Here is a 22,386-nt window from a genome sequence, read left to right as displayed (position 1 = left end):
TTTACATTTTGAGTGACAGACAACACTATAGAGTGACCCCATTGAAATTCGGGCCTGCTTCGCGCGAGGTTTGTGTGGTGGGATCGTAAAAATATGCGTTCATAGCTCTTTCGTAGCCCGCAAGGACAAAGCCCATATTGCTGGCCGAATTGCAAAGAAAATTACGATAGATAGAATCCACAACCCTATAAAACAAAGGAGCAACAGAGACAAATTGAGCAAGCTTACTCGTTCCCAACAAGCCATTTTATTTGGATTAGCCGCAGTGTTTTGTTGGTCAACTGTCGCCACGGCATTTAAAATTGCACTCAGCCACCTCAGTCCTTTACAGCTGGTCTTTGTTGCCGTTTTGTCTTCAATTACTGCATTAGGTTGTATTCTCGGTTACCAAAGAAAACTACATCTAATTGTTCGACAGTGGCGACATCGCCCTCTCTTTTATTTACAAACGGGTTTACTCAATCCCTTCTTATATTATTTGGTATTATTTAAAGCGTATGACTTGCTACCCGCACAGCAAGCGTTGTCACTTAACTATACTTGGGCCATTTTACTCCCCTTATTGAGTGTGCCGCTACTCAAACAGGCGCTGAAGATTTCGGATGTTATTTCTGCTGTGGTCGCATACTTCGGTGTGGTGGTTATTGCGACTCAGGGCCAAGTTGCCAACATCAGCATCGAAAGCCCTTTAGGTTTAACCTTAATTCTATCGAGTACGGTAATTTGGTGTTTATACTGGATCATCAATACGAAAGATCAGGGTGATCCGGTCGCTAGCCTTTTGCTTAGTTTTCTTGTCGGCCTCCCCTTTATTACGAGTGCTCTCCTCGTATTTGACCAATTACCCAGTCTCAATATCAGTGCGCTTGCTGCCGGAATATATGTAGGTTTATTTGAAATGGGAATTACTTTTGTCCTGTGGTTAATGGCCCTCAAACTAACGCCGCGAACCGCCAACATAAGCACACTTGTGTTTTTGTCACCAGTCCTCTCTATCGGTTTTATAAGCTGGATATTGAAAGAGCCCATTGCCTCAACGACTTATGTTGGATTAGGACTGATATTACTCGGTTTAGTGCTGCAAAAGCTGTTACCCCGCCTCACCGCTGGCACGAAGAAAAACCACACAAAAAGCCTTAAAGGTTCAGAAGAGGAATTGGAGCCGTGACCCCTGCAATACGTACACTTCAGCAGCTCAATATTCAATATGAGACCTTGGAGTATCCGGTCAAGCATGACGGTGACTATGGTGCGAACGCAGCCCAAGCCCTTGGGCTTAATCCTGCACAAGTGTTTAAAACCTTGCTTGTCTCAGTCGATCTTCAATCTGCGCCCATTGCCGTTGCTCTTGTTCCGGTGACCGAACAGCTGAATCTAAAACAATTCGCCAAAACCTTACAAGTTAAAAAGCTCCAACTGGCCGCTCCCCATTTAGCACAAAAATCCACGGGGTATTTGGTCGGCGGTATTAGTCCAATCGGCCAAAAGAAAAAGCTGGCAACTTATTTAGATCAAAGCGCAAAACAGTTTGAAACCATCTACGTCAGTGGGGGGCAGCGCGGCCTTCAACTGTGCTTGGCTCCGCGGCATTTGATACAAGCTTGTCAGGCCCAATGGCTCGGATGACCTGTTTCAATTCTTTCAAGTGATTGAATTTAATTTGCTCAAATCTCAGAGACGCGTTATACATAAATAGACGGATCAAGAAGATCCTGAAGATGAAGTGCCACTAAGGATAGTGTCTTATGGAAAAGCACCAATATCAGTTTTCAACGAGGGCAGAGCCCCCCGCGCTTAAAAAGTTGTCTATCGCAGCAGCTATCATTGGTTGTGGACTTGTAATTAGCGAATCATTTATCGGCAATAGTTACACCCATATGGTCGTGATGCTTTATTTATGCTTTTTACTTCCTGCAGTCGCGTTAACCAAAGCCGTTCGCATCAAATTTTTCTACTACATTCAAGATTATATAGTTGTTGTACGAAGCTTCGCGGCTTTAATGTGTATTGTCTTTCTAGCCATTTGGGTATTTTCGATTATTAGTTACCAAAATCAATCCATACCCTTCTAGTAGCAGTTTTGCTGCAGTTCAGCTCTACATAAAGCTAACGCTCGTACCAACACAGTAAAAGGTTACACATTTAACGTCACAAAAAAGGTCATTCTTTACGAATGACCTTTTTAATTTGCAAGCGAAATATATCCAAAGCGACGGTTAACGACTTGTATAGTCGCCCCACGCTAACCACTTATATGTAGTCAACGCTTCAAGTCCCATTGGGCCTCGCGCATGCAGCTTCTGTGTACTAACCGCCACTTCAGCTCCGAGGCCAAACTGTCCACCATCGGTAAAGCGGGTGCTCGCATTAACATATACGGCTGACGAATCGACTTGATTCATAAAGTGGCTTGCTTTGTGGACACTATCGGTCAATATTGCTTCTGAATGACCGCTAGAATGACGACGAATATGGCAAATAGCTGTATCGATAGTCTCTACCACTCTAATCCCAAGTGTAAGCCCTAACCATTCCTGATCGTAGTCACCCTCTTGCACCAATTGCATATCAATCACCTGCGACAATTCAGATTGCGCATCAACAATATCCAGAACCTGTTGGCAGCCCACAAAGCGCACACCTAAGGTATGTAAATGCTGGCAGATACGTGGGATAAACTCTTCTGCGACCAAGCGATGAACCAAAAGCGTATCCAGCGCATTGCAGACCGTTGGGCGCTGTACTTTGGCATTCGCGATCACGTCAATAGACTTTTCTAAATCCGCATGTTCATCCACATAAAGATGACAAATTCCAATACCACCCAGAATCACTGGAATACTCGATTGTTCAGCGCAAAGTCGCTGTAAATGCTGGCCACCACGCGGCACTATCATATCAACGTATTGGTCGAGTCTGAGTAGTCCTGACACAATGCTACGATCAGGGTTATCAATTAACTGCACTGCGTTTGCATCAACATCCAGAGAGGTCAATGCTTGACGGATCACCTGACAAAGTACGCGATTCGAATTCAGCGTTTCTTTACCACCCCGTAAAATCACCGCATTGCCTGTTTTTAGAGCCAACGTTGCAATATCCACTGTGACATTCGGCCGTGCTTCGTAAATTACACCGATGACACCGAGAGGAACTGCTCGTTTTGAAAGGCGCAAGCCGGTATCGAGCAGTTGGTTGTCAAACTCTTTACCAATGGGATCAGCTAAAGCAATAACGTTGTCAATATCGGCAATGATAGCTTTGAGTCTCGGGGCATCCAATAATAAACGATCAATCAAAGCTGGGGTCAGGCCATTCTCTTTTGCTTGAGAAATGTCTTCTTGATTTGCCGCTAAAATAGTATCGCTGTTTTCTGTGAGTGCCGCGGCAATCGCTTTTAACAATCTATTTTTTTGTTGTGAACTCAAGCTTGCCAACTGATAACTCGCTTGCTGTGCTTGACTCCCTAACGCCTCTAATAAGGCTGCTGTTTGCTGCTCTTTCATAACACCACCATATCGTTACGATGCACAACAGCATCGCCATAGTCATATCCAATTAATTTTTCGATGTCATCAGAGTGATGACCTGCAATTTGCTTCGCCGCAGCAGCGTTATAGCGAGCCATTCCTCGCGCCACAACTCGGCCGCTCTTATCCACAAGTTGAAGGGTCTCACCCCGCTCAAAGTCGCCAACCACTTTAACGACACCTTTTGATAGTAAGCTGCGCCCCTTTTGAGTCACCGCAGTGACCGCACCATCATCCAACACTAGCTTACCTCTTGCTGCCGGGCCGGCTAGGATCCACTGTTTCCGACTCTCCAGCGGATTTTTAGTCGCTTTAAATAAGGTGCCAACGGGTTGACCACTGGTGGCCTTGGTAATGACACTTTGGTGATGACCCGACGCAATAATGACATCCACGCCTGCCCGTCGTGCAACATCGGCAGCCTCGAGCTTGGTCGCCATGCCGCCGGTACCCAAAGCGGTCCCCGATCCCCCAGCAAGACGACGTAAACTATCGTCAATGTTCACCACTTCGGTAATTAATTTCGCATTCGGGTTTTGACGTGGGTCGGCATCAAACAAACCTTTTTGATCGGTCAATAAAATGAGTAAGTCTGCATCGCTGAGTAGTGCGGCTCGTGCGGACAAATTGTCATTGTCGCCCACTTTAATTTCGTTCGTGGCCACGGCGTCGTTTTCATTAATAATTGGAATAATGTTTTGCGCCAGAAGAGCACTAAGCGTATCGCGAGCATTAAGGTAACGCTCACGGTCATGTAAATCAGCGCGAGTTAATAGCAATTGCCCGACATGCAAACCGTAAATACTGAATAACTGAGCCCAAGCAAGAATCAGCTGACTTTGCCCGACAGCAGCCAACACCTGTTTATTTGCCATCGTGTCGGGCAATCCAGGGAAGCGTAAATGCTCTCGCCCAGCGGCAATTGCACCAGACGTACACAACACAACTTCAACACCTGACTTCATCAGCATAGCCATCTGCCTTGCCAACTCAACCATATGTGCTTTATCTAACTGATTACTTCCAGAAGTTAATACACTGGTTCCCAATTTTACCACCACACGGCGATAGGCTATCTGCTTCAACTTCGGTCTGCCTTTACAATGAATAGGCTATTTTTATACCGAATCTACTGCTGAAATGATATAGGCAAATAGTAAACAGCAAGCTAACTACAAAATTATTAATGATTATGCAAAAAAAGCCCTGCACAACAGCGTTATGAAGGGCTTTCCATAATTTTTTATGCAATCGCTAAGAATAAGCGCAATGAACTAAGAGTGCTTACTCTCAATCAACTTATGCAAATAAGAACTTACCAACAAACAGCAATGCGATTGCAACAACACCAAGGTTTAAGTCTTTAAAGCGACCACACAGTAGCTTAATTGCAAGGTATGCGATAAAACCAAGACCAATACCGGTTGCAATTGAGAAGGTGAGCGGCATTAGGATAGACACAACCACTACAGGTGCAGCCTCTGTAATATCATCCCAATCGACTAGAACAAGGCCAGACATCATTAACATTGCTACATAGAACATCGTACCCGCAGTTGCATACGCAGGCACCATTCCAGCAAGCGGTGCAAAGAACAATGACGCAAGGAACAAAATACCAACGACAACGGCAGTAAGACCAGTACGACCACCAGCAGCAACACCGGCAGTACTTTCAATGTAACTTGTCGTTGTTGATGTACCTAACATGGCACCAGCAATTGTAGCCGTACTGTCAGCGCTTAATGCGCGGCCAAGGCGAGGTAGACGACCTTTTGAGTCAAGTAGGCCACCACGTTGTGCAACAGCAACCAAAGTGCCAGAGGTGTCGAAAAGGTCAACGAAAAGGAATGCAAAGATGACTGAAATCATGCTGATTTCAAACACACTTGAGAGATCCATTTTCATGAATGTTGGCATCACTGATGGCGGTGCAGAAACAATACCTTGATATTCAACGCCACCGAATAACAGACCAAGTGCAGTAATGATCAAAATGCTCATTAATACTGCAGACTTCATACCGCGGTGCGCCATTGCAATAATAAGGAAGAAGCCAAGTGCTGACATAACAGCCGGGAATGAAGTGATATCCCCCATAGTCACAAGCGTTGCAGGGCTAGCTACGACTATGCCCGCACTTTTCAGACCAATTAACGCTAGGAATAAACCGATACCCGCTGCAATCCCGAGTCTTAAGGACATGGGGATGCTGTTCACAATCCATTCTCTGATTTTTACCAAAGACAAAATTAAGAAGCAGATACCAGACATGAAAACCGCACCCAGCGCAGTTTCCCAGCTATAACCCATATCACCAACAACGGTAAACGTGAAGAAGGCATTTAGCCCCATTCCCGGCGCTAAAGCGATTGGGTAGTTGGCAATGAAGCCCATGATCAAACAACCGATTGCTGCAGCTAAACAAGTTGCAACGAATACTGCGCCATGATCCATTCCGGCTAGTTTGAGCATTGATGGGTTAACAAAAATAATATAAGCCATGGTCAAGAAGGTCGTGATCCCCGCGACAACTTCTTGTTTCAAGCTTGTTTGATGTTCTTTCAGTTTAAAAATTTTTTCTAACATGGAACAAGGTTCCTTGATTTTAATAATATTATTTGGAATGTAGGTACAGAGGCGTTCTTGAATGGTGCCAACCCACAACAAAAACAATGAGTTAGCATAAAACAGTCGCCTTTTCTATAACCGTCAAAGGTTATATTTGCGGCAGAGTATAGAGATTTTGCTAGTTTGAGGCTAGCTAGCTGAGAGAAGAATCTTGAGAATTGCGACGATTCACAGATAAAACCTCTTAAAAATTGATCACCCCGACAAAAACTAAATTAACAGCTCTTAATATAAAAAAATCTATCTTTATATGAGAACAATTACATCTCATACGCACCCAATAAAACTGAGAAGCACCTTGTTGACGCAAGAACAAAGTAAAAGCAGAAGAATTTTTTCAAAAGGAAAAATAAAAGAGAGGAAAAGGCCAACCACCTATGGAAACCATAAGGTGCTTGGCCATGATTCAATCCGATGCGATTCAGCTTATCAATCGAACCTTATGCCACTATGCCTTTTTAGCCATCGCATCCATATATTGATATAGGCCTACGAGGGGGGCTGCAGTCGGGCTACCATACTGAGGATGCCCTTCCGTAGCACTGCCTGCAATATCCACATGGGTATAAGGCAACGGTGTCTTAGACTGAAGACCATGCTGATCGAGGCCAGACGCGACTAATAAGAACGCAGCAGGGAATTGATGACCCCTCGCCGTAATCGAAGACGGCGCATTATTAGATGAGAGAACATCTGCTGCACCTGATGGGTCAACAATTTTATCAAAATCATCGGGCCGTAAACTCGAAACTTCAAGTGGCTCGCCCCATGTTTGGCCGACTTGCTGTAATTCTTCAGCTACCTTTTCACGCTTCGCAACCGAATTTTCAACCAAAGCGGTGTAACCGCCGTACGCACGAACGACATGGCCCGTCAATGTCGCCACCGAGAACAGCTGCGGCTTAACAGCTTTCACTGCCTTGGCACGTAAATGAGACAGTAGGTCAGCCAAAACTAATCGCCCCTCAGCATCAGTATTGCCAATGCGGACTCGGCAACCTGCGTGGCTGGCAATGATTTCATCGGTTACGAACGCCTCACTGCCAATACTATTGCGCACCAAACCTAGTTGCGCGATCACGCGAATACCTTTGGGCTTAAGGAGAGACAAGGTTTTCATTAATCCGGCGACAGCAGCTGCGCCGCCCTTATCTCGACTCATCCCTGCCATCGCGCCGCCAACTTTTAAATCTGCACCACCGGTGTCATAAACCACACCTTTCCCAGCAAAAAGAAAAGTTTGCGTCACTTCCCCATCGGGAACGTATTCGATATTGACAACCCGTGGTTGATGACGAGAAACAGCAAATGAACTGCGCGCCACAGCGCTAAGTAATGGGTAGTCTCGTTCGAGTTCGCAGCGGCTTTCAATGACTTCAACTATCAAACCGCTATTTTCCAGTGCGCTTACACAATAGTCGGCAAATGCTGGTGCAGACATTCGTTCAGGCTCTGTGCCACATAAATCACGCGCTAAGTTTCGACCACTTTCAAGAGCATTCAATAAGTCGCTTGTTTGCTGCTTAACCAGCAAACCAACTGCATCTAACTGTGCTCCTAATTGCTTAGCCTCGCGCAATTCAAGCGCCTGCCATAACTCTTGACCAATTGCTAAACCTGCAACCTCTAGCGCTTGCTGATATTTCCGCTGTAGGCTTTGGTTGAGAATCACCAAAGGTTTTTTCGCTCCTGCTTCCTTAGCAACTTGAATCCCTTGCCGCATGGCTTTGGCAAAAATCCGCACATCTGCATAGTCATCTTCAGCGTTTATAACGGGCGCGATAATTAACCGTCCGCCTGCAAGTCCTGGCGCAAACAATAATGTCGGCAGTCGGCCGACTCGATTATCGATATCAGCTCCGTGGGCTGCCAACATTTTGATTTCGTCAATATCTAACCGCTTTAGATCTTCAGTAATCACCAATACTGCATCCCAACCATGCCCTTCAAAGATCGCTTCTTCAGAGGTTACATCTACAAAATTTACTAGCCCCATACCGGTTCCTTTTTATTCATGATGTTGCGGCGTTTATCCTATGCATTATTCGCCGAATACTCGGCCTTGGCAAATGCTTTGTAGACCGTCGTTTTGTCGGTAAGGATTTACGGCCGCTACTGCATTTATGCTAGACTAGCGCCAGTTCGTATTCAGCTAAATCACAGCAATATTTAAATAATAATTAGGAGTCTAACGTGACCACGTTAAGCCAACTACAGCCACAGCCTTTATGGCAATGGTTTGAACAAATATGCGCTATTCCGCACCCTTCAAAGCATGAGCAAGCACTGAGCTCATTTATTCAAGATTGGGCAAAAGAAAAACAGCTAAAAGTTGTCGAAGACAAGGTTGGCAACTTAATTATCCAAAAGCCAGCGACGCCAGGGATGGAAGATCGAAAGGTTGTGGTCATCCAAGCACATATTGATATGGTTCCGCAAAAAAATGCTGACAAAAATCATGACTTTTTGACCGACCCAATTCAACCTGTCATTGATGGTGAGTGGGTTAAAGCGTCAGGCACGACATTAGGGGCAGACAACGGCATAGGCATGGCCTCAGCCCTAGCCATATTGGGCGCAGACGATATCAAACACGGCCCTCTTGAAGTATTACTGACCATAGATGAAGAAGCTGGAATGACGGGTGCCTTTGGCTTAGAAGCTGGCATGTTAGAGGCGGATATTTTGATCAATACCGACTCTGAGCAAGAAGGTGAAATATATATGGGTTGTGCGGGTGGAGTTGATGCACAAATAACCCTGCCTATGGTTTGGCAAGCACCGGAGCCTACCAACCCCACGTTTACATTGTCACTATCCGGATTAAAAGGCGGTCATTCAGGGGTAAATATCCACCTCGGTCGCGGAAACGCCAATAAACTGTTGGCTCGTTTCCTTTTCAACCATGAAGAAGAACTCGCTTTGGAGTTGACAAACTTTACCGGTGGTTCTTTACGCAACGCCATCCCAAGGGAGGCAAGCGTTAGCTTTATGATCCCTACGGAAAATGTCGATCGTCTGCAGCAATTGATTCAAGACTTCCAAGCGCTCGTTCGCGAAGAACTCGCCATCGCAGATCCTGATATGGTCCTCACACTGGAAGAAGTGCCAGCAGCAACCCAAGTGATGAGTGAAGAAACACAGCAGACTTTGATCGAACTGTTGCATGCTTGCCCAAACGGCGTTACTCGCATGAGCGATGAAATTGAAGGGGTAACAGAAACATCACTTAATGTTGGCGTTATCAGTACTGAAGCTGAATCGGTAAACATCCTATGTTTAATTCGTTCTTTATTAGATTCAGGTCGTCAAGAAGTTGAAACCGTACTCAATGCCATCACCAACCTTGCCGGTGCGGATATTGAGTTTAGTGGCGCATATCCAGGCTGGAAACCCGATAGCACATCACCGGTGATGGCTATCGTCAAAGAGACCTATGAAGCCATTTACCACAAAGAGCCAACAATCATGGTTATCCATGCTGGACTAGAGTGTGGTCTGTTTAAAAAACCGTACCCAGACATGGACATGGTTTCAATAGGCCCAACGATTCGCTTCCCCCATAGCCCGGATGAAAAAGTCTTGATTGAAACCGTCGATCAATACTGGAAATTGCTGCTAGCCGTGCTTGAGCGTATTCCAACGAAAGACTAGTTCTACAACTATCTACCACTAAAAGCGCCTATAAGGCGCTTTTTTATTGCAACAGCCATCAAGATCACAAAACCGCCCCAAATAAAGCATTTAAATTGCATCTTTAGTTGCTTTATTTATAATCACTTTCTCTTAACAACTTCATTTATAAGGATATAAAAATGCGAAAGAACGCAATGCTTCATGCTGTCAAAGACTCCCTCCTCATTGCCATATTGTTTGGAATTGGTTTTGGAACCTTAGCCTATGCCGAAGCAAATCGCGTTGAAGAATGGGTTCTCTATATAGGATGGGGCTTCTTCGCCCTCGCAGCACTCATGATGATCAATGGTTTGGCTGCACTTGGCGCAGCAACCCTAACCGGCGGCTCGTACCATGCTAAGAAAAGCGAGCTCTCTATGCGGGTTGCGGTTTTTCACAATGATAAACACAGCTCAATCTTTAAAATGATTAAAATTGTATTTTTTTATTTTGTGGGCGCGGCTGTATATCCATTTGCACTTTTGGTTGCCATCTTGAATCTCAAAACCCTATTTGCTGGGGACAAGGATTATGATCAGACTACTGAGATGGAAAAAGCTATCAATGGCGCCAAAAATGAAGCAGATGAAACAGTAAAGACTGCTGACAAGAAATGGAAACTAAGTCAGGGACTAAGTAGCTACTATTTCCATAGCAAGAAAGATGCACTCGCCTACGCTATCGTTAACGATATTGAAGCAAGACCAGAAAAGCTGCTATAAATTATGTGTTCAGTACTAAACGCCAAATTCTAAACCATAGACAGTGCCAAAACACAGCTTAGAAACAAAAACCCAATTGCGTCGTATCAGACTCCTGCAGCGGCGCTTCCTTTTCACTATGCAGTCCTACTGAAACCCCTAGCAAACGGATGCCCCTATCCCCTCTCCTCTCTATTGCTTGATTGAGCAAATCGTAAAACAGCTTGACCGAGATTTCATCACTTCGTTGCTCTATCGTCGTTTGCTTAAAGTCACTAAATTTGAGCTTTACTACCTGCTTTTGAATCCGACGCTCTTTCGCGCTACGACTAACTCTCACAGAAAGCTCTTGGATCAGTCCGGGCATGATCTGTTCGCATTGTGACAAGGTATGAATATCTTTTGCCAAAGTCGTTTCTACACCAACTGACTTTCTTTCCCGATGGGCTGAGATACCACGGTTATCGATACCTTTGGAGCGCTCTATTAGCAAATGTCCAAACTTACCAAACTGCTCTATCAGCTGATGATTCGGATAGCGCTGTACATCACCACAAGTATGCAAGCCCAGAGCTTCTAACTTCTTTCCCGTAACTTTTCCGACACCGGGGATTTTTCGCAAAGGCAAGGTTTCAACAAATTCAGGAATATCATCGGGTGTAATCACATATTGCCCATTGGGTTTATTAAGATCAGAGGCGATTTTCGCCAGAAACTTGATAGGCGCAATCCCAGCCGAGGCAGTCAATCCAGTCTCGTCAAAAATGTCCTTCCGGATGGCTTCCGCAATACGTGTTGCAGAGCCTTGGTATTCTTGGCAATCGCTTACATCAAGGTAGGCCTCATCAAGTGATAAAGGTTCGATTAACTCAGTATAACGGGAAAAAATAGCGCGAATTTGTTGCGATATTTCTTTATAGACTTGCATTCGGCCGGGCACTAACACAAGGTGAGGACATAATCGGTGTGCATACGCGGTTGCCATCGCAGAGCGAACACCGAACTGTCTCGCTAGATAATTGCAGGTACTGATTACCCCGCGGCGCTCATGACTGCCTCCGACGGCAACGGGTTTATTCCTAAGCTCAGGAAAGTCCCGCATCTCTACAGCTGCAAAATAACAGTCCATATCGATATGAATAATCTTTTTCAAATAACTGCCCTCCACAACTAGACTACTGTATACATAGACAGTGATCAAGCTTTTCTAGAAAACAGCACTGAGAATTTTACGTCAAGTGAACGTTGAGTATGCACTCCACATCAAGGTTATCCAAAATAACTGATGCTTTGCACTTACGAATTAAACAAAGTATTGATAAATTCGAGCTCATCACCATTCAAACTCATTTGCTGTGGCGCTCGAATTTGCAGCGTTTGTTTGCTCTGAAGACTGGGCATTGATGACGATCGTAACACGCTTAATTCAGCCTCTAAAGCAGCGACCTTTTGCTTCAAATGCTGCATATGAGTTTCCGTCTCTCGCAGTTGCGTATCTAGCGTTCTACCGGAATTGTCTTCATTTGAAAGTAGGTGGTACGCCATAACTTCTATGGTTGGAAGCCTAGAGCGAATAGGTAAAGCAATTGTCATATGAACCTCCGAGAGCTGGCATTGCATCTGTTGATGGGCTTGATATTAGTATTCGTTTTCACTTAGTCATCATACGATTAATAACTGAACACTTGCTGTATCAAGACACTTAGAGATAGCTTAAAAGGTATCAAGTTGTTTCGGGGTTAGTTCGATACCTCAAAGTTGATGAAGGAGGATACAAAGACAATGAGGACTAACGAAGCAAAGGGGAAGTGATCATCACAAGGTCGTTGTTGAAATAACATGTCACATAAAGCACTTCCATGTACGGGAAGGGTGCCATAAAAAAGCCTCCCGTCCCAAAGCACGAAAAATTCCTTTGGTCATTGAGAGGCTAATATCATCCAACGCCCATGTTTAAATGCGTTGAACCACAAAGATTAAATTTCGCTAAAGATATCAAACATTGAACCCGGTGAAAGGCTTAGGCACTTACAAAATTCGATTTTGAGCGAGCTTTTTTTCACGCGCTTCTTCGGCAGCCATTCGCGCTTTACGCGCATCACATGGATTATCGCAGTCACAAGCTTTCTCAATCCCAAGTGCGCCAAGACCACCGCAACTTCCCTCAACAGCCTTTTTCTTGATGATATAACCCACAGACATGAGCAAAAAAAATACAAGTAAAACAACGAATGCAGCGATAAAACTACTCATAACTTTCTCCTAGTCGGGCAGCTGACTTGAACTGCCCTACACGAGTAAATAACGGTATCGTATGCCTAAAGGCTACTCTTTGATAAAGGGTTTAAAGGCATCACTATAGTAGACCTTAAAACCATCATTTTGTTTCTCAATTAGCATCACCGCCAAATTTTCTTGATGAGCTAAAGCGAGCGAAGCTTGGGTACCCAATACCATCATTGCAGTCGCTAAGCCATCAGCAGTCATACTGGATGGATGCAACACGGTCGCTGAAGCTAAACGATGATTGATAGGGTAACCGGTCCGTGGATCGATCAAATGGGAATATCGACGACCGTCACCTTCATAATAGTTTCGATAGTCGCCCGATGTCGCCATAGCCATGTTGCCTGGCTCAATGACTTGTTGAACTCGACGCTCATCGACCGTGGGTTGCTCAACAGCGACCCGCCATGGTTTATTACCGGGCTTCGTTCCTTTCACTCTTAGCTCACCGCCAATTTCAACCATATAGCCTTTGACTTGATATTTATCGAGCAACTCAGCAACCTTATCAACGCCAAACCCCTTAGCGACCGATGACAGATCAACATAAAGCTCTGGAATATGTTTGTTGAGTTTATAACCTTGAATAGACACATGCTCAATGCCAGTTTGTCGCTTCGCAAAATTAATCATGTCATCCGTCGGTATACGATTCGGACGCTTATCAGGGCCAAACCCCCATAGGTTCACTAGTGGCCCTAAAGTGATATCTAAAGCACCATCAGTCAGCTTATACAAACGAAAACTTTCTTTGAGTACTTTTACCGTATCAGCCGACACCTCAACACTTTGCTCTCGAGGCATTGAGTTAAACTTTGACAACTCGGACTTGGGCCGGTAAGTCGACATCTGGTTGTTTACTTGCTCAAGGGTAAGGTCAATTTCAGCCTGTAATAGGTTTGCATCGGGCAGGCGATTATTCGGAACCACTTTAATGTGATAAGTGGTACCCATGGTGTTGCCCACAAGCAAGGTTGTTTGCTCTTGTTCTGCACAAGCAGAAAGCAAAAAAGCCAACCCCAAAAAGGCTAGCCACATTTTTATTTGATGACTTAAGGTCTTCTGCATACTGACCAGCGGTTCTCTTTGATTACACAATAACAACAAAGCGCTGCAGCTCTATTTGAACATACAGCGCCATAAAGTGCGATTAAGGTTTATCCACCAAAATCATCGAGAAGTATATTCTCATCTTCCACACCAAGATCTTTAAGCATACTAATCACAGCTGCGTTCATCATTGGTGGGCCACACATGTAAAATTCGCAATCTTCTGGTGCTTCATGATCACGCAGATAGTTTTCGTATAATACATTATGAATAAAGCCTGTATAGCCATCCCAATTGTCTTCAGGTTGTGGATCGGATAACGCGACATGCCAATCGAAGTTTTCATTGTCGGCCGCTAGACCGTCAAAATCTTCAACATAGAACATTTCACGGCTAGAACGTGCACCATACCAAAAGCTCATCTTGCGCTTAGACTTCAAGCGTTTTAGCTGATCAAAGATATGAGAACGCATGGGTGCCATACCAGCACCACCACCAACAAAGACCATTTCTGCATCGGTTTCTTTGGCGAAGAACTCACCAAATGGGCCTGAAATTGTCACTTTGTCACCTTCTTTTAGACTCCAAATGTATGAAGACATCTTGCCGCAAGGCAACGAAAGGTTCCGTGGTGGTGGCGTTGCAATCCGCACATTCAACATGATAATCCCTTCCTCTTCAGGATAGTTTGCCATGGAATATGCACGAATTGTTTCATCATCTACTTTAGACTCAAGCTTAAAGAATCCAAAGTGTTCCCAGTCGCCACGATACTCTGCAGGGATATCATAATCTGCATATTTTACATGATGCGCTGGTGCTTCAATTTGAATATACCCACCCGCACGGAATGGTACAGACTCACCATCAGGAATCGCTAGTTTCAGCTCTTTAATAAAAGTGGCCTTGTTGTCGTTAGAAATAACGCTACATTCCCACTTCTTCACACCAAAGATTTCTTCGTCGAGCTCAATTTCCATATCGGTCTTTACGTTCACCTGACAAGATAAACGACAACCGTCACGGGCTTCACCCTTGCTGATATGGTCGAGCTCGGTTGGTAAAATATCACCACCGCCAGATTTAATTTTCACACGACATTGACCGCAAGAGCCACCGCCGCCACAAGCACTTGATACGAAAATACCATTGTCAGAAAGCGCACCTAGTAGCTTTCCGCCAGCACCCGTTGTAATGCCTTTTTCCGCATCATTATTGATGCCGATTACGACGTCACCACTCGATACCAATTTTGATTTAGCAAATAAAATCACTAGGACCAAAACCACGACGATTGCGGTAAACATCGTTACGCCCAAATAAACATCTATCGGGGTCGCTTCTAAAATACCAAGAATAATATCCATCAACTTATCCTTAAAAGGTTCAAATTACTCAGCCTACTGTCGACTCTTAAAGAGACACACCAGAGAACGACATAAAACCTAAGGCCATTAAACCTGTAGTCACGAATGTAATACCTAGACCACGTAAGCCATCAGGAACATCTGCGTACTTCATCTTCTCGCGAATACCTGCAAGTAGAACGATAGCCAAAGCCCAGCCCACACCAGAGCCAATACCAAATACAACGCTTTCAATATGGTTATAATCACGCTCAACCATGAAAGATACGGCACCAAAAATTGCGCAGTTCACCGTAATCAAAGGTAGGAAAATACCTAACGCGTTGTATAGCGGTGGGAAATACTTATCTAGCGCCATCTCAAGGATTTGCACTAAAGCAGCGATCACACCGATAAAAGTAATGAACTTTAGGAAGCTCAAATCTGCATCGGGAACTCCAGCCCAAGCAAGAGCACCTGGCGCTAAGATACCTTGGTAAATAATCTGGTTAGTAGGTACTGAGATTGCAAGAACGACAATAACAGCCACACCGAGTCCCATTGCCGTCGTAACCTTCTTAGAAACCGCAAGAAACGTACACATTCCCAAGAAGAAAGACAACGCCATATTTTCAATGAAAACGGCTCGAACTAATAAACTTAAATAATGTTCCATGCGTTTACCCTTTCGCTTCGACTTGTTCAGGCTTATAGGTACGGATAATCCAAATCAAACCACCAATGAGGAAGAATGCACTTGGAGGAAGCAGTAACAAACCATTTGGCTGATACCAACCACCGTCAGAAATCTTTTGCAAGATTTCGATACCAAATAACGAACCATTACCAAACAGTTCACGCACGAAGCCAACTGAGAGCAAGATTGCACCGTAACCCAGTCCGTTACCGATACCGTCAAAGAAACTCATCATAGGCGGCGTTTTCATTGCATAGGCTTCTGCACGCCCCATCACGATACAGTTCGTGATAATCAAACCCACGAAGACTGAAAGCTGCTTGGCAACGTCATAGGCATAAGCTTGTAGTACTTGGTCAACAACGATCACCAAAGACGCAATAATTGTCATCTGCACAATAATCCGCACACTACTTGGAATGTGATTTCGAATAATTGAGATAAACAAATTAGAGAATGCGGTTACCGCAGTCAGTGCAATGGTCATCACTAAGGCGGTTTCCATTTTACTGGTCACAGCTAGCGCACTACAGACACCCAAGATTTGCAACGCAATTGGGTTATTGCTAATAATTGGCCCAGTTAAGACCTGTTTTAGTTCTTTTGAATCAGCCATTAGCTCAGCCCTCCTTTACGCGCTTTCTCAATAAAGCTCGCAAATCCTTCTTCACCTAACCAAAACTCAAGAGAGTATTGCACACCATTACCCGTTAACGTTGCACCACTAAGGGCATCAACACCATGCTCAGAAGCTGCTATAACAGGGTTTTTAGTCACACTAATAGCGAGCTCACCTTTGGCATCGTATAACTTCTTGCCTTGCCACTTAGCAACCCATTTCGGGTTTTGCACTTCACCACCAAGTCCAGGCGTTTCACCCGAACCCGAGAAGTCGTAATACACTAAGCTTTGAATCGTATTGAGATCAGGTTCAACCGCAAGGAAAGCGTACATGGTTGACCATAAGCCATAGCCTCTGACCGGTAAAATAACCGTTTTCAACTGACCTGCGTCATCTCGCACAAGATAAACAACCACCTGATTGGCAACTCGTTTAACCGAAGCAATATCGTTCACAGGTTTGAAAGAGGTTTCGCTATCGCGAGCTGCTTTCTTTTGGTCATAAGTATCAGCGTTGACGCCTTCAACCCAGTCACCTGTTTTCAGGTCAACCAACTTCGCTTCAACGTACTTACTATACGTGCTTAATACTTCTTTTTTGTCAACGCTGCCTTTAGATAAATCAATCAAACCTGCAGCTGACAAAATATACTTTTGCTTATCAAGCAGCTTGTTTTCATTTTGTGTTGGCTTTAGCAAAACTGCGGCAGTCGATACACACATCGAACACACAAAACATAGGCCAACGACAATCATCAATGTTCTTACGAACGAATCTTTATTACTAGCCACGTGCAATCCTCCGCTTAACATTTGCTTGAACCACAAAGTGGTCGAACAAAGGTGCAAACAAGTTGGCAAATAGAATCGCTAACATCATACCTTCAGGGAAAGCAGGGTTAATGACACGAATAAACACGGCCATTGCGCCAATCAAAATACCGTATGCCCATTTTGCTTGATTAGTAAATGACGCTGAAACTGGGTCAGTAGCCATAAACATCATGCCAAAAGCAAAACCACCCAATACAAAGTGCCAGTACCAAGGCATAGCAAACATTGGATTCGTTTCACTACCAATCGCATTTAGTAGTATCGAGATAGCAATCATGCCGACCATCACACCGCCAACAATGCGCCAAGATGCGATACGAGTATAAATAATGATTAAGCCACCCAGCATAATTGCCAGCGTCGACGTCTCACCCACAGAACCAGGAATGAAGCCTAAAAATGCATCCCACCAATCTTGTGTCATGCCGTACTCAAGTGTTCCTGCTGCAGCTTGGCTTAATGCCGTTGCACCCGAGAAGCCATCAGCAACAATCCAAGTGGTGTCACCTGACATGTTGAGCGGGTATGCAAAGAATAGGAAAGCACGACCTGCTAATGCAGGGTTGAGGAAGTTACGCCCCGTGCCACCGAAGATTTCTTTTGCAACAACCACACCGAAGGTAATACCTAAAGCCACCATCCATAACGGGATGGTCGCAGGCAAAGTCAACGCAAATAGCACCGAAGTCACAAAAAAACCTTCATTGACTTCATGGCCACGAATTGCTGCGAACAACACTTCCCAGATCCCGCCGACAGCAAATGTCACAAGATATATGGGTAAGAAAAAGCAGGCGCCGTACCACATCAGAGCTGCAATGCCCGAATCCGCCGTTAGCTCTGTGCCAAACAAGCTAAATAAACTGACCTGCCAAACGTCCGGCATACCAAAACCAGCAACAAGTGCTTCTTGCGCCTGTAAACCAACGTTATACATACCAAAGAACATTGCCGGGAATGTACATGCCCAGACAGTGATCATCATACGTTTAAGATCCAGATTATCACGAACGTGGGTATGCCCTTTGTTCACGTGCCCTGGGGTATAGAACACAGTATATGCCGCTTCAAATACGGCATAAAACTTCTCGTACTTACCGCCCTTTTCAAATTGCGGTTCAATACGCTCGAAAAACGCTTTCAAGCCCATTAGCCTTCCCTCTCAATCGTATCTAAGCAGTCTCGTAAATATGAGCCATAGTCATACTTGCCAGGACATACGAAAGTACACAGTGCTAAATCTTCTTCATCTAGCTCTAACGCACCAAGGTTTGCTGCACCGTCATAATCACCCGAAACTAAATCTCGAAGGAGCATAGTCGGCAAAATATCTAGCGGCATCACACGCTCGTAATTTCCAATCGGTACCATCGCTCGATCTGAACCACCGGTACTTGTTGTCATATTAAATAAGCGAGATGGTGATAAATGACTTAAAAATGCGCGAGTAATTGAGAACTTGTTCGCACCAGGCATCACCCAGCCAAATAGCTCTTTCTCATCACCTTCTTCAAGTAAGCTCACTTGATTATGGTAAGCCCCAAGGTATGCGTGTGGCCCTGAAGCCGTTGCGCCCTTCAGAACTGAGCCAGAGATAATACGAATTTTGTCTGATTGATATTCGCCTTGGGTCAGCTCAGTTAAGCTCGCGCCTTTCACTGTGCGGACAAGACGAGGGTTCGACGCTTTAGGACCACCTAAAGCAATCACTCGCTGCGTACTCAACTCTCCAGTTTCAAAAAGTTGGCCAATGGCAATCACATCTTGATAGCCGATATGCCAAACCGTACGCTGGCTAGAGGCTGGCTCAAGGAAGTGAATATGGGTTCCCACAAGGCCAGCGGGGTGCTTGCCAGCGAATTCAGCAATCTCAGCATTCGCAGCAGGCATTTGCGCTCCAGGCGCTTTACAGAGGTAAACTTTACCTTCGGTAAGGCGCGACAAGAGTGTCAATCCATTTGCAAATGCGTCTTTGAATTCATCAATAACAACCGCAGGGTTTGCAGCAAGAGGCTGGGTGTCGATAGCAGTCACGAAAATCGCTGACGCTTCTGCATCAACTGCAGGCACTTTGCTGAATGGGCGCGTACGTAAAGCAGTCCATAGTCCTGATTCAATCAGGTTGTCACGAACTTGTTGGGGCTCTAGGGCACCAAATGATGCGGGGTCGAATTTAGCAAACTCGACATAATCTTGGCCTTCGGCCTCGATAACGACAGATTGCAAAACACGCTGGGCACCACGGTTAATTTCGACAATATTTCCACTGGTTAAAGCTGTATATTTCACGCCTAGGTTTTTTTTATCTTCAAAAATAACCTGACCTTTCTTCACCTTGTCGCCGACACGAATTTTCATCGTAGGACGTAGGCCAATATACTCTTCACCCAGTGTAGCTACATGTTTGATGGACGGGCCATCATGGAGAACTTGTTCAGGACTGCCGCTAATGGGCAACTCCAATCCTTTCTTAATTGTAATCATATCCACAAGCACTACGTTTGAAGGAAAGACAATGCGCCGCAATCCTGCTTAACAGCCTCGTTTGTTCAACTAGGGCACAGGCCATTGAGCTAGCGCAGAATTATTACAAAAGTGCGATCGTAATCACGCTGGTCGCGCGCAGTTTACCGCATATAGCACACTATCGCCACGAAAATTATAGGTGTTTTACAACCTCAAGAGCATGAAACTAAGGAATCGCGCAATACCACACTCTAATTTGAGCTTTTTTAGTCACTCAAAATGAATTTCTTTGCGAAAGCAACTTACTATAACGCTAATATTTAAAGATTAAATTTAGCGAAAAGTCGAAAAAGTATAAAAAACAGGCAAAGTTAGACTAAAGCAGCAGTTACTATCAACTTGCTCAATTCGCCTTTATGAATTTTGTTCAACTAGAACAAAAATGAGCCGGTTGATTATATTCACTAAATATTCAAACGGCTCAACTTTTGTTAAAAGCTTATTTTATAACCTAAATACGCCACTTGACCTTGCTCAGAAATGACGCCACTTCCTGAATGCCTTGCGATCAAATCTTCATCCAACACGTTTTCAACACGTGCGTAGACCTGTTGTGATTTAGCAATTTGGTATGATGCTGCGATATCTACGCGCCATTGTTCAGGCACCATGCGTGACTGTGTGAGGTTATCGCGCAATTCTCGCTCTGATTGATAAAAAGCATTGGCATAGATAGCAAAAGCATCCATTTTCATTCCAACGTTCAAGGCGATTTGTTGCTCAGGAACCCAAGCCAACCGCTCACCTTCGATGGCACAGGAAATTGGGCCATTGAGACCACATTGAGTTTGTTGGTACTCGCTATTGTCATATTGGTAGGTCAGATTCAGTGGGACGAGGACTTCACCGAACTGCCACTGACTCACAAAGCTAAGTTCAGCGCCTTGAGACATCACATCCGCAATATTGTACTGCGAGGCCAACTGCTCTGCTGAACAATTAGTAAACCCATCACAGCCTGTATGCAAATTATCAAAGTCTTGCATGTAAATATTGAGACCAATTTTAAATTGCTCAGTTTGATAGTGACCCGAGATCTGGTAGTGCAATGACTCTTGCGCGAGTTCTTCTTGGTTGCCAGCAGTTGCTGCAACCCATGGGCGGGACACATCGGCACCGATATGCCAATGACCAACATCATAGGCGATACCAATGCTTGGTAACCAATTGCTGTCAGAGAAATCAGTATTTGATAAGCCAAATGCATTCGCTTCGATTTTACGTTCTACGTCAACTCGCTCATAACCAAGCCCCAATGTCAGCACCGTTGGTCCCCACTTCATATCCGTATCGGCTGCAAGTGTTAGTACATTGGCACTGTCTTTATAAGTCAATATAGTTGCTGCGTCATCCACAACGAGTAGGCTGCGATCAAACATCCACTGCATGTTTTGATGACCTAACTCCACCTCGGATGAATCCGTATGATACCGAGCACTGTAGCTAATATCATTACCCTGATATTTAGTCAGCATTTGTGTTTGCACACCAGCGCCTCGCATATCTCGGGCATCAACAAGCGAGCCTAAGCTTAGGCCAAGCACTGTTGGCTCACGATCAAAACTAGATAATTGCGCAAGTTGAGCGTCTTGAATCAAACTACCACTCAAAGAATTCAGTCGAGCAGTTTCTGTCTCTTCTGTTAGGTAATAAAACTCAGTTAAAACTTGGCTGTATTTATTAGTGTTCACCTGATGAGAAAGTTGGTACCGATGAGACGTTGAATCCGCTTGATCTCTAGCGGTTGCACTGTAATTCAGTGTTGGTTCGAGTTCCCAATCTACAAAGGTAGTCCCGACAATGCTGTCAGACTGCTCCGTATTTTCATATTGGTATTTAAACTCTGTTTTTTGATAGTTTCGAGCACCAGGCAGACTTTCGGCATCCATTTTGAACATAATCTGGGTAGACTTCATGTCAAGTTCTGCATCATTACGGAACTCTTGGGTCAAATCTCGTTGTGCATGATCAACGGTAAATAGCATACCGTAATCTCGATTTTTTACGTTCACGGCTAAATCTAAATCACCGCCCGCTTGAGAGTTTCCTTCTAATGCCGCCGTGGTTTTAAGCTTGTCTTGACCAATCGATTGCGTTTTATATGCCAAAGCACCAGCTGCCCCTTGCCCGCCTAGGCGTACATCTGTCGTTGCTGAATAAGCAATGCTCTGCTGGCGCTTTACGGGTTGTGACCAAGTCCCAGGCGATGAATAAGGTGCTGGAGAGTAATAAATACGGTCTTGCAGCACGGCGATACCCGACGCCGCACCATGGCTAATAAAGGGAGTGACCGAACTTGCACCAGAAAAAACTGTCACTCCGGGAAGAAAAGCGATAGCCTCGCGGTTACTTTGATAATGAAATGCGTCTGCTACAGATGCTGCTAGTTCAGACTCTTCCGCCGCCATTGCTGGCTGGCAAACCATCAGTACTGCAGCCGCACTTGCCGATAGACGAAAACCACGTTTTAACATAAACCGCTCCCTGTC

General features: G+C 44.8%; 20 protein-coding genes. 5 read left to right on the top strand and 15 right to left on the bottom strand.

Going from position 1 to position 22,386, the window contains the following annotated elements; translation table 11 throughout:
- Positions 1 to 214: 214 nt before the first annotated feature.
- The 3 genes from IEY18_RS03950 (at position 215) to IEY18_RS03940 (ending at position 2,072) form a co-directional block, all read left to right on the top strand.
- On the top strand, positions 215 to 1,168 hold the full coding sequence (locus tag IEY18_RS03950) for a DMT family transporter (protein WP_188918056.1): 954 nt from the start codon (positions 215 to 217) through the stop codon (positions 1,166 to 1,168).
- Positions 1,165 to 1,626, top strand: a complete 462-nt coding sequence (ybaK, locus tag IEY18_RS03945) for a Cys-tRNA(Pro) deacylase (protein WP_188918054.1) — start codon at positions 1,165 to 1,167, stop codon at positions 1,624 to 1,626. The genes IEY18_RS03950 and ybaK overlap by 4 nt, the downstream gene beginning before the upstream one ends.
- Positions 1,627 to 1,745: 119 nt before the next feature.
- Entirely contained in the window at positions 1,746 to 2,072 is a 327-nt protein-coding gene (locus IEY18_RS03940; RefSeq protein WP_188918052.1) for a hypothetical protein, read from the top strand.
- Positions 2,073 to 2,216: 144 nt separating this feature from the next.
- Here the strand turns inward: IEY18_RS03940 and IEY18_RS03935 are convergent, their stop codons facing one another.
- The 4 genes from IEY18_RS03935 to IEY18_RS03920 form a co-directional block, all read right to left on the bottom strand.
- The gene (locus tag IEY18_RS03935; RefSeq protein WP_188918050.1) at positions 2,217 to 3,506 is read right to left on the bottom strand and encodes a glutamate-5-semialdehyde dehydrogenase; all 1,290 of its coding nucleotides are present in this window, start codon (positions 3,504 to 3,506) and stop codon (positions 2,217 to 2,219) included.
- A complete protein-coding gene (proB, locus tag IEY18_RS03930; protein WP_188918048.1) occupies positions 3,503 to 4,615 on the bottom strand; it encodes a glutamate 5-kinase in 1,113 nt (370 codons plus the stop codon). The genes IEY18_RS03935 and proB overlap by 4 nt, the downstream gene beginning before the upstream one ends.
- Before the next feature lie 214 nt (positions 4,616 to 4,829).
- Positions 4,830 to 6,119: an NCS2 family permease gene (locus tag IEY18_RS03925; RefSeq protein ID WP_188918046.1), complete on the bottom strand. Its 1,290-nt coding sequence runs from the start codon at positions 6,117 to 6,119 to the stop codon at positions 4,830 to 4,832.
- A 490-nt stretch (positions 6,120 to 6,609) separates the two neighbouring features.
- Positions 6,610 to 8,157: a M17 family metallopeptidase gene (locus tag IEY18_RS03920; protein WP_188918044.1), complete on the bottom strand. Its 1,548-nt coding sequence runs from the start codon at positions 8,155 to 8,157 to the stop codon at positions 6,610 to 6,612.
- A gap of 197 nt (positions 8,158 to 8,354) precedes the next feature.
- Here IEY18_RS03920 and IEY18_RS03915 point away from each other — a divergent pair, with 197 nt between their 5' ends.
- Together IEY18_RS03915 and IEY18_RS03910 are read left to right on the top strand one after the other, a co-directional pair.
- Complete coding sequence (locus tag IEY18_RS03915; RefSeq protein ID WP_188918043.1) at positions 8,355 to 9,815, top strand: aminoacyl-histidine dipeptidase; 1,461 nt, start codon at positions 8,355 to 8,357, stop codon at positions 9,813 to 9,815.
- A 161-nt stretch (positions 9,816 to 9,976) separates the two neighbouring features.
- Positions 9,977 to 10,558, top strand: a complete 582-nt coding sequence (locus tag IEY18_RS03910; RefSeq protein WP_188918041.1) for a hypothetical protein — start codon at positions 9,977 to 9,979, stop codon at positions 10,556 to 10,558.
- Positions 10,559 to 10,616: 58 nt separating this feature from the next.
- Here IEY18_RS03910 and dinB read toward each other — a convergent pair whose 3' ends face one another.
- From dinB to IEY18_RS03855, 11 genes are all read right to left on the bottom strand, one after another.
- Positions 10,617 to 11,690 carry a DNA polymerase IV gene (gene dinB / locus IEY18_RS03905; RefSeq protein ID WP_188918039.1) on the bottom strand — a complete coding sequence of 358 codons (1,074 nt, stop codon included), beginning with the start codon at positions 11,688 to 11,690 and terminating at the stop codon, positions 10,617 to 10,619.
- A gap of 143 nt (positions 11,691 to 11,833) precedes the next feature.
- Positions 11,834 to 12,130, bottom strand: coding sequence for a hypothetical protein (locus IEY18_RS03900; RefSeq protein ID WP_188918037.1), 297 nt, complete (start codon positions 12,128 to 12,130; stop codon positions 11,834 to 11,836).
- A gap of 435 nt (positions 12,131 to 12,565) precedes the next feature.
- The gene (gene nqrM, locus IEY18_RS03895) at positions 12,566 to 12,790 is read right to left on the bottom strand and encodes a (Na+)-NQR maturation NqrM (RefSeq protein ID WP_188918035.1); all 225 of its coding nucleotides are present in this window, start codon (positions 12,788 to 12,790) and stop codon (positions 12,566 to 12,568) included.
- Between the two features lie 72 nt (positions 12,791 to 12,862).
- A complete protein-coding gene (locus tag IEY18_RS03890) occupies positions 12,863 to 13,891 on the bottom strand; it encodes an FAD:protein FMN transferase (protein ID WP_188918033.1) in 1,029 nt (342 codons plus the stop codon).
- Between the two features lie 89 nt (positions 13,892 to 13,980).
- On the bottom strand, positions 13,981 to 15,240 hold the full coding sequence (gene nqrF / locus IEY18_RS03885) for an NADH:ubiquinone reductase (Na(+)-transporting) subunit F (RefSeq protein ID WP_188918031.1): 1,260 nt from the start codon (positions 15,238 to 15,240) through the stop codon (positions 13,981 to 13,983).
- A 46-nt stretch (positions 15,241 to 15,286) separates the two neighbouring features.
- On the bottom strand, positions 15,287 to 15,895 hold the full coding sequence (gene nqrE / locus IEY18_RS03880; RefSeq protein WP_188918029.1) for an NADH:ubiquinone reductase (Na(+)-transporting) subunit E: 609 nt from the start codon (positions 15,893 to 15,895) through the stop codon (positions 15,287 to 15,289).
- Positions 15,896 to 15,899: 4 nt separating this feature from the next.
- A complete protein-coding gene (locus IEY18_RS03875; protein WP_188918027.1) occupies positions 15,900 to 16,532 on the bottom strand; it encodes an NADH:ubiquinone reductase (Na(+)-transporting) subunit D in 633 nt (210 codons plus the stop codon).
- Positions 16,532 to 17,329 (bottom strand): Na(+)-translocating NADH-quinone reductase subunit C, encoded by a 798-nt coding sequence (locus tag IEY18_RS03870; protein WP_188918025.1) that lies wholly within the window; start codon positions 17,327 to 17,329, stop codon positions 16,532 to 16,534. The genes IEY18_RS03875 and IEY18_RS03870 overlap by 1 nt, the downstream gene beginning before the upstream one ends.
- Positions 17,322 to 18,521 (bottom strand): NADH:ubiquinone reductase (Na(+)-transporting) subunit B, encoded by a 1,200-nt coding sequence (locus tag IEY18_RS03865; RefSeq protein WP_188918023.1) that lies wholly within the window; start codon positions 18,519 to 18,521, stop codon positions 17,322 to 17,324. Before IEY18_RS03865 ends, IEY18_RS03870 begins: the two co-directional genes overlap by 8 nt.
- Positions 18,521 to 19,855, bottom strand: a complete 1,335-nt coding sequence (locus tag IEY18_RS03860; RefSeq protein ID WP_188919137.1) for a Na(+)-translocating NADH-quinone reductase subunit A — start codon at positions 19,853 to 19,855, stop codon at positions 18,521 to 18,523. The genes IEY18_RS03865 and IEY18_RS03860 overlap by 1 nt, the downstream gene beginning before the upstream one ends.
- A gap of 473 nt (positions 19,856 to 20,328) precedes the next feature.
- Positions 20,329 to 22,371: a TonB-dependent receptor domain-containing protein gene (locus tag IEY18_RS03855; protein ID WP_188918021.1), complete on the bottom strand. Its 2,043-nt coding sequence runs from the start codon at positions 22,369 to 22,371 to the stop codon at positions 20,329 to 20,331.
- Positions 22,372 to 22,386 lie beyond the last annotated feature (15 nt).

The sequence above is a fragment of the Shewanella gelidii genome, assembly GCF_014647855.1.
Lineage (GTDB): Bacteria > Pseudomonadota > Gammaproteobacteria > Enterobacterales > Shewanellaceae > Shewanella > Shewanella gelidii.
This window is presented reverse-complemented; position numbering and strand designations above follow the sequence as displayed.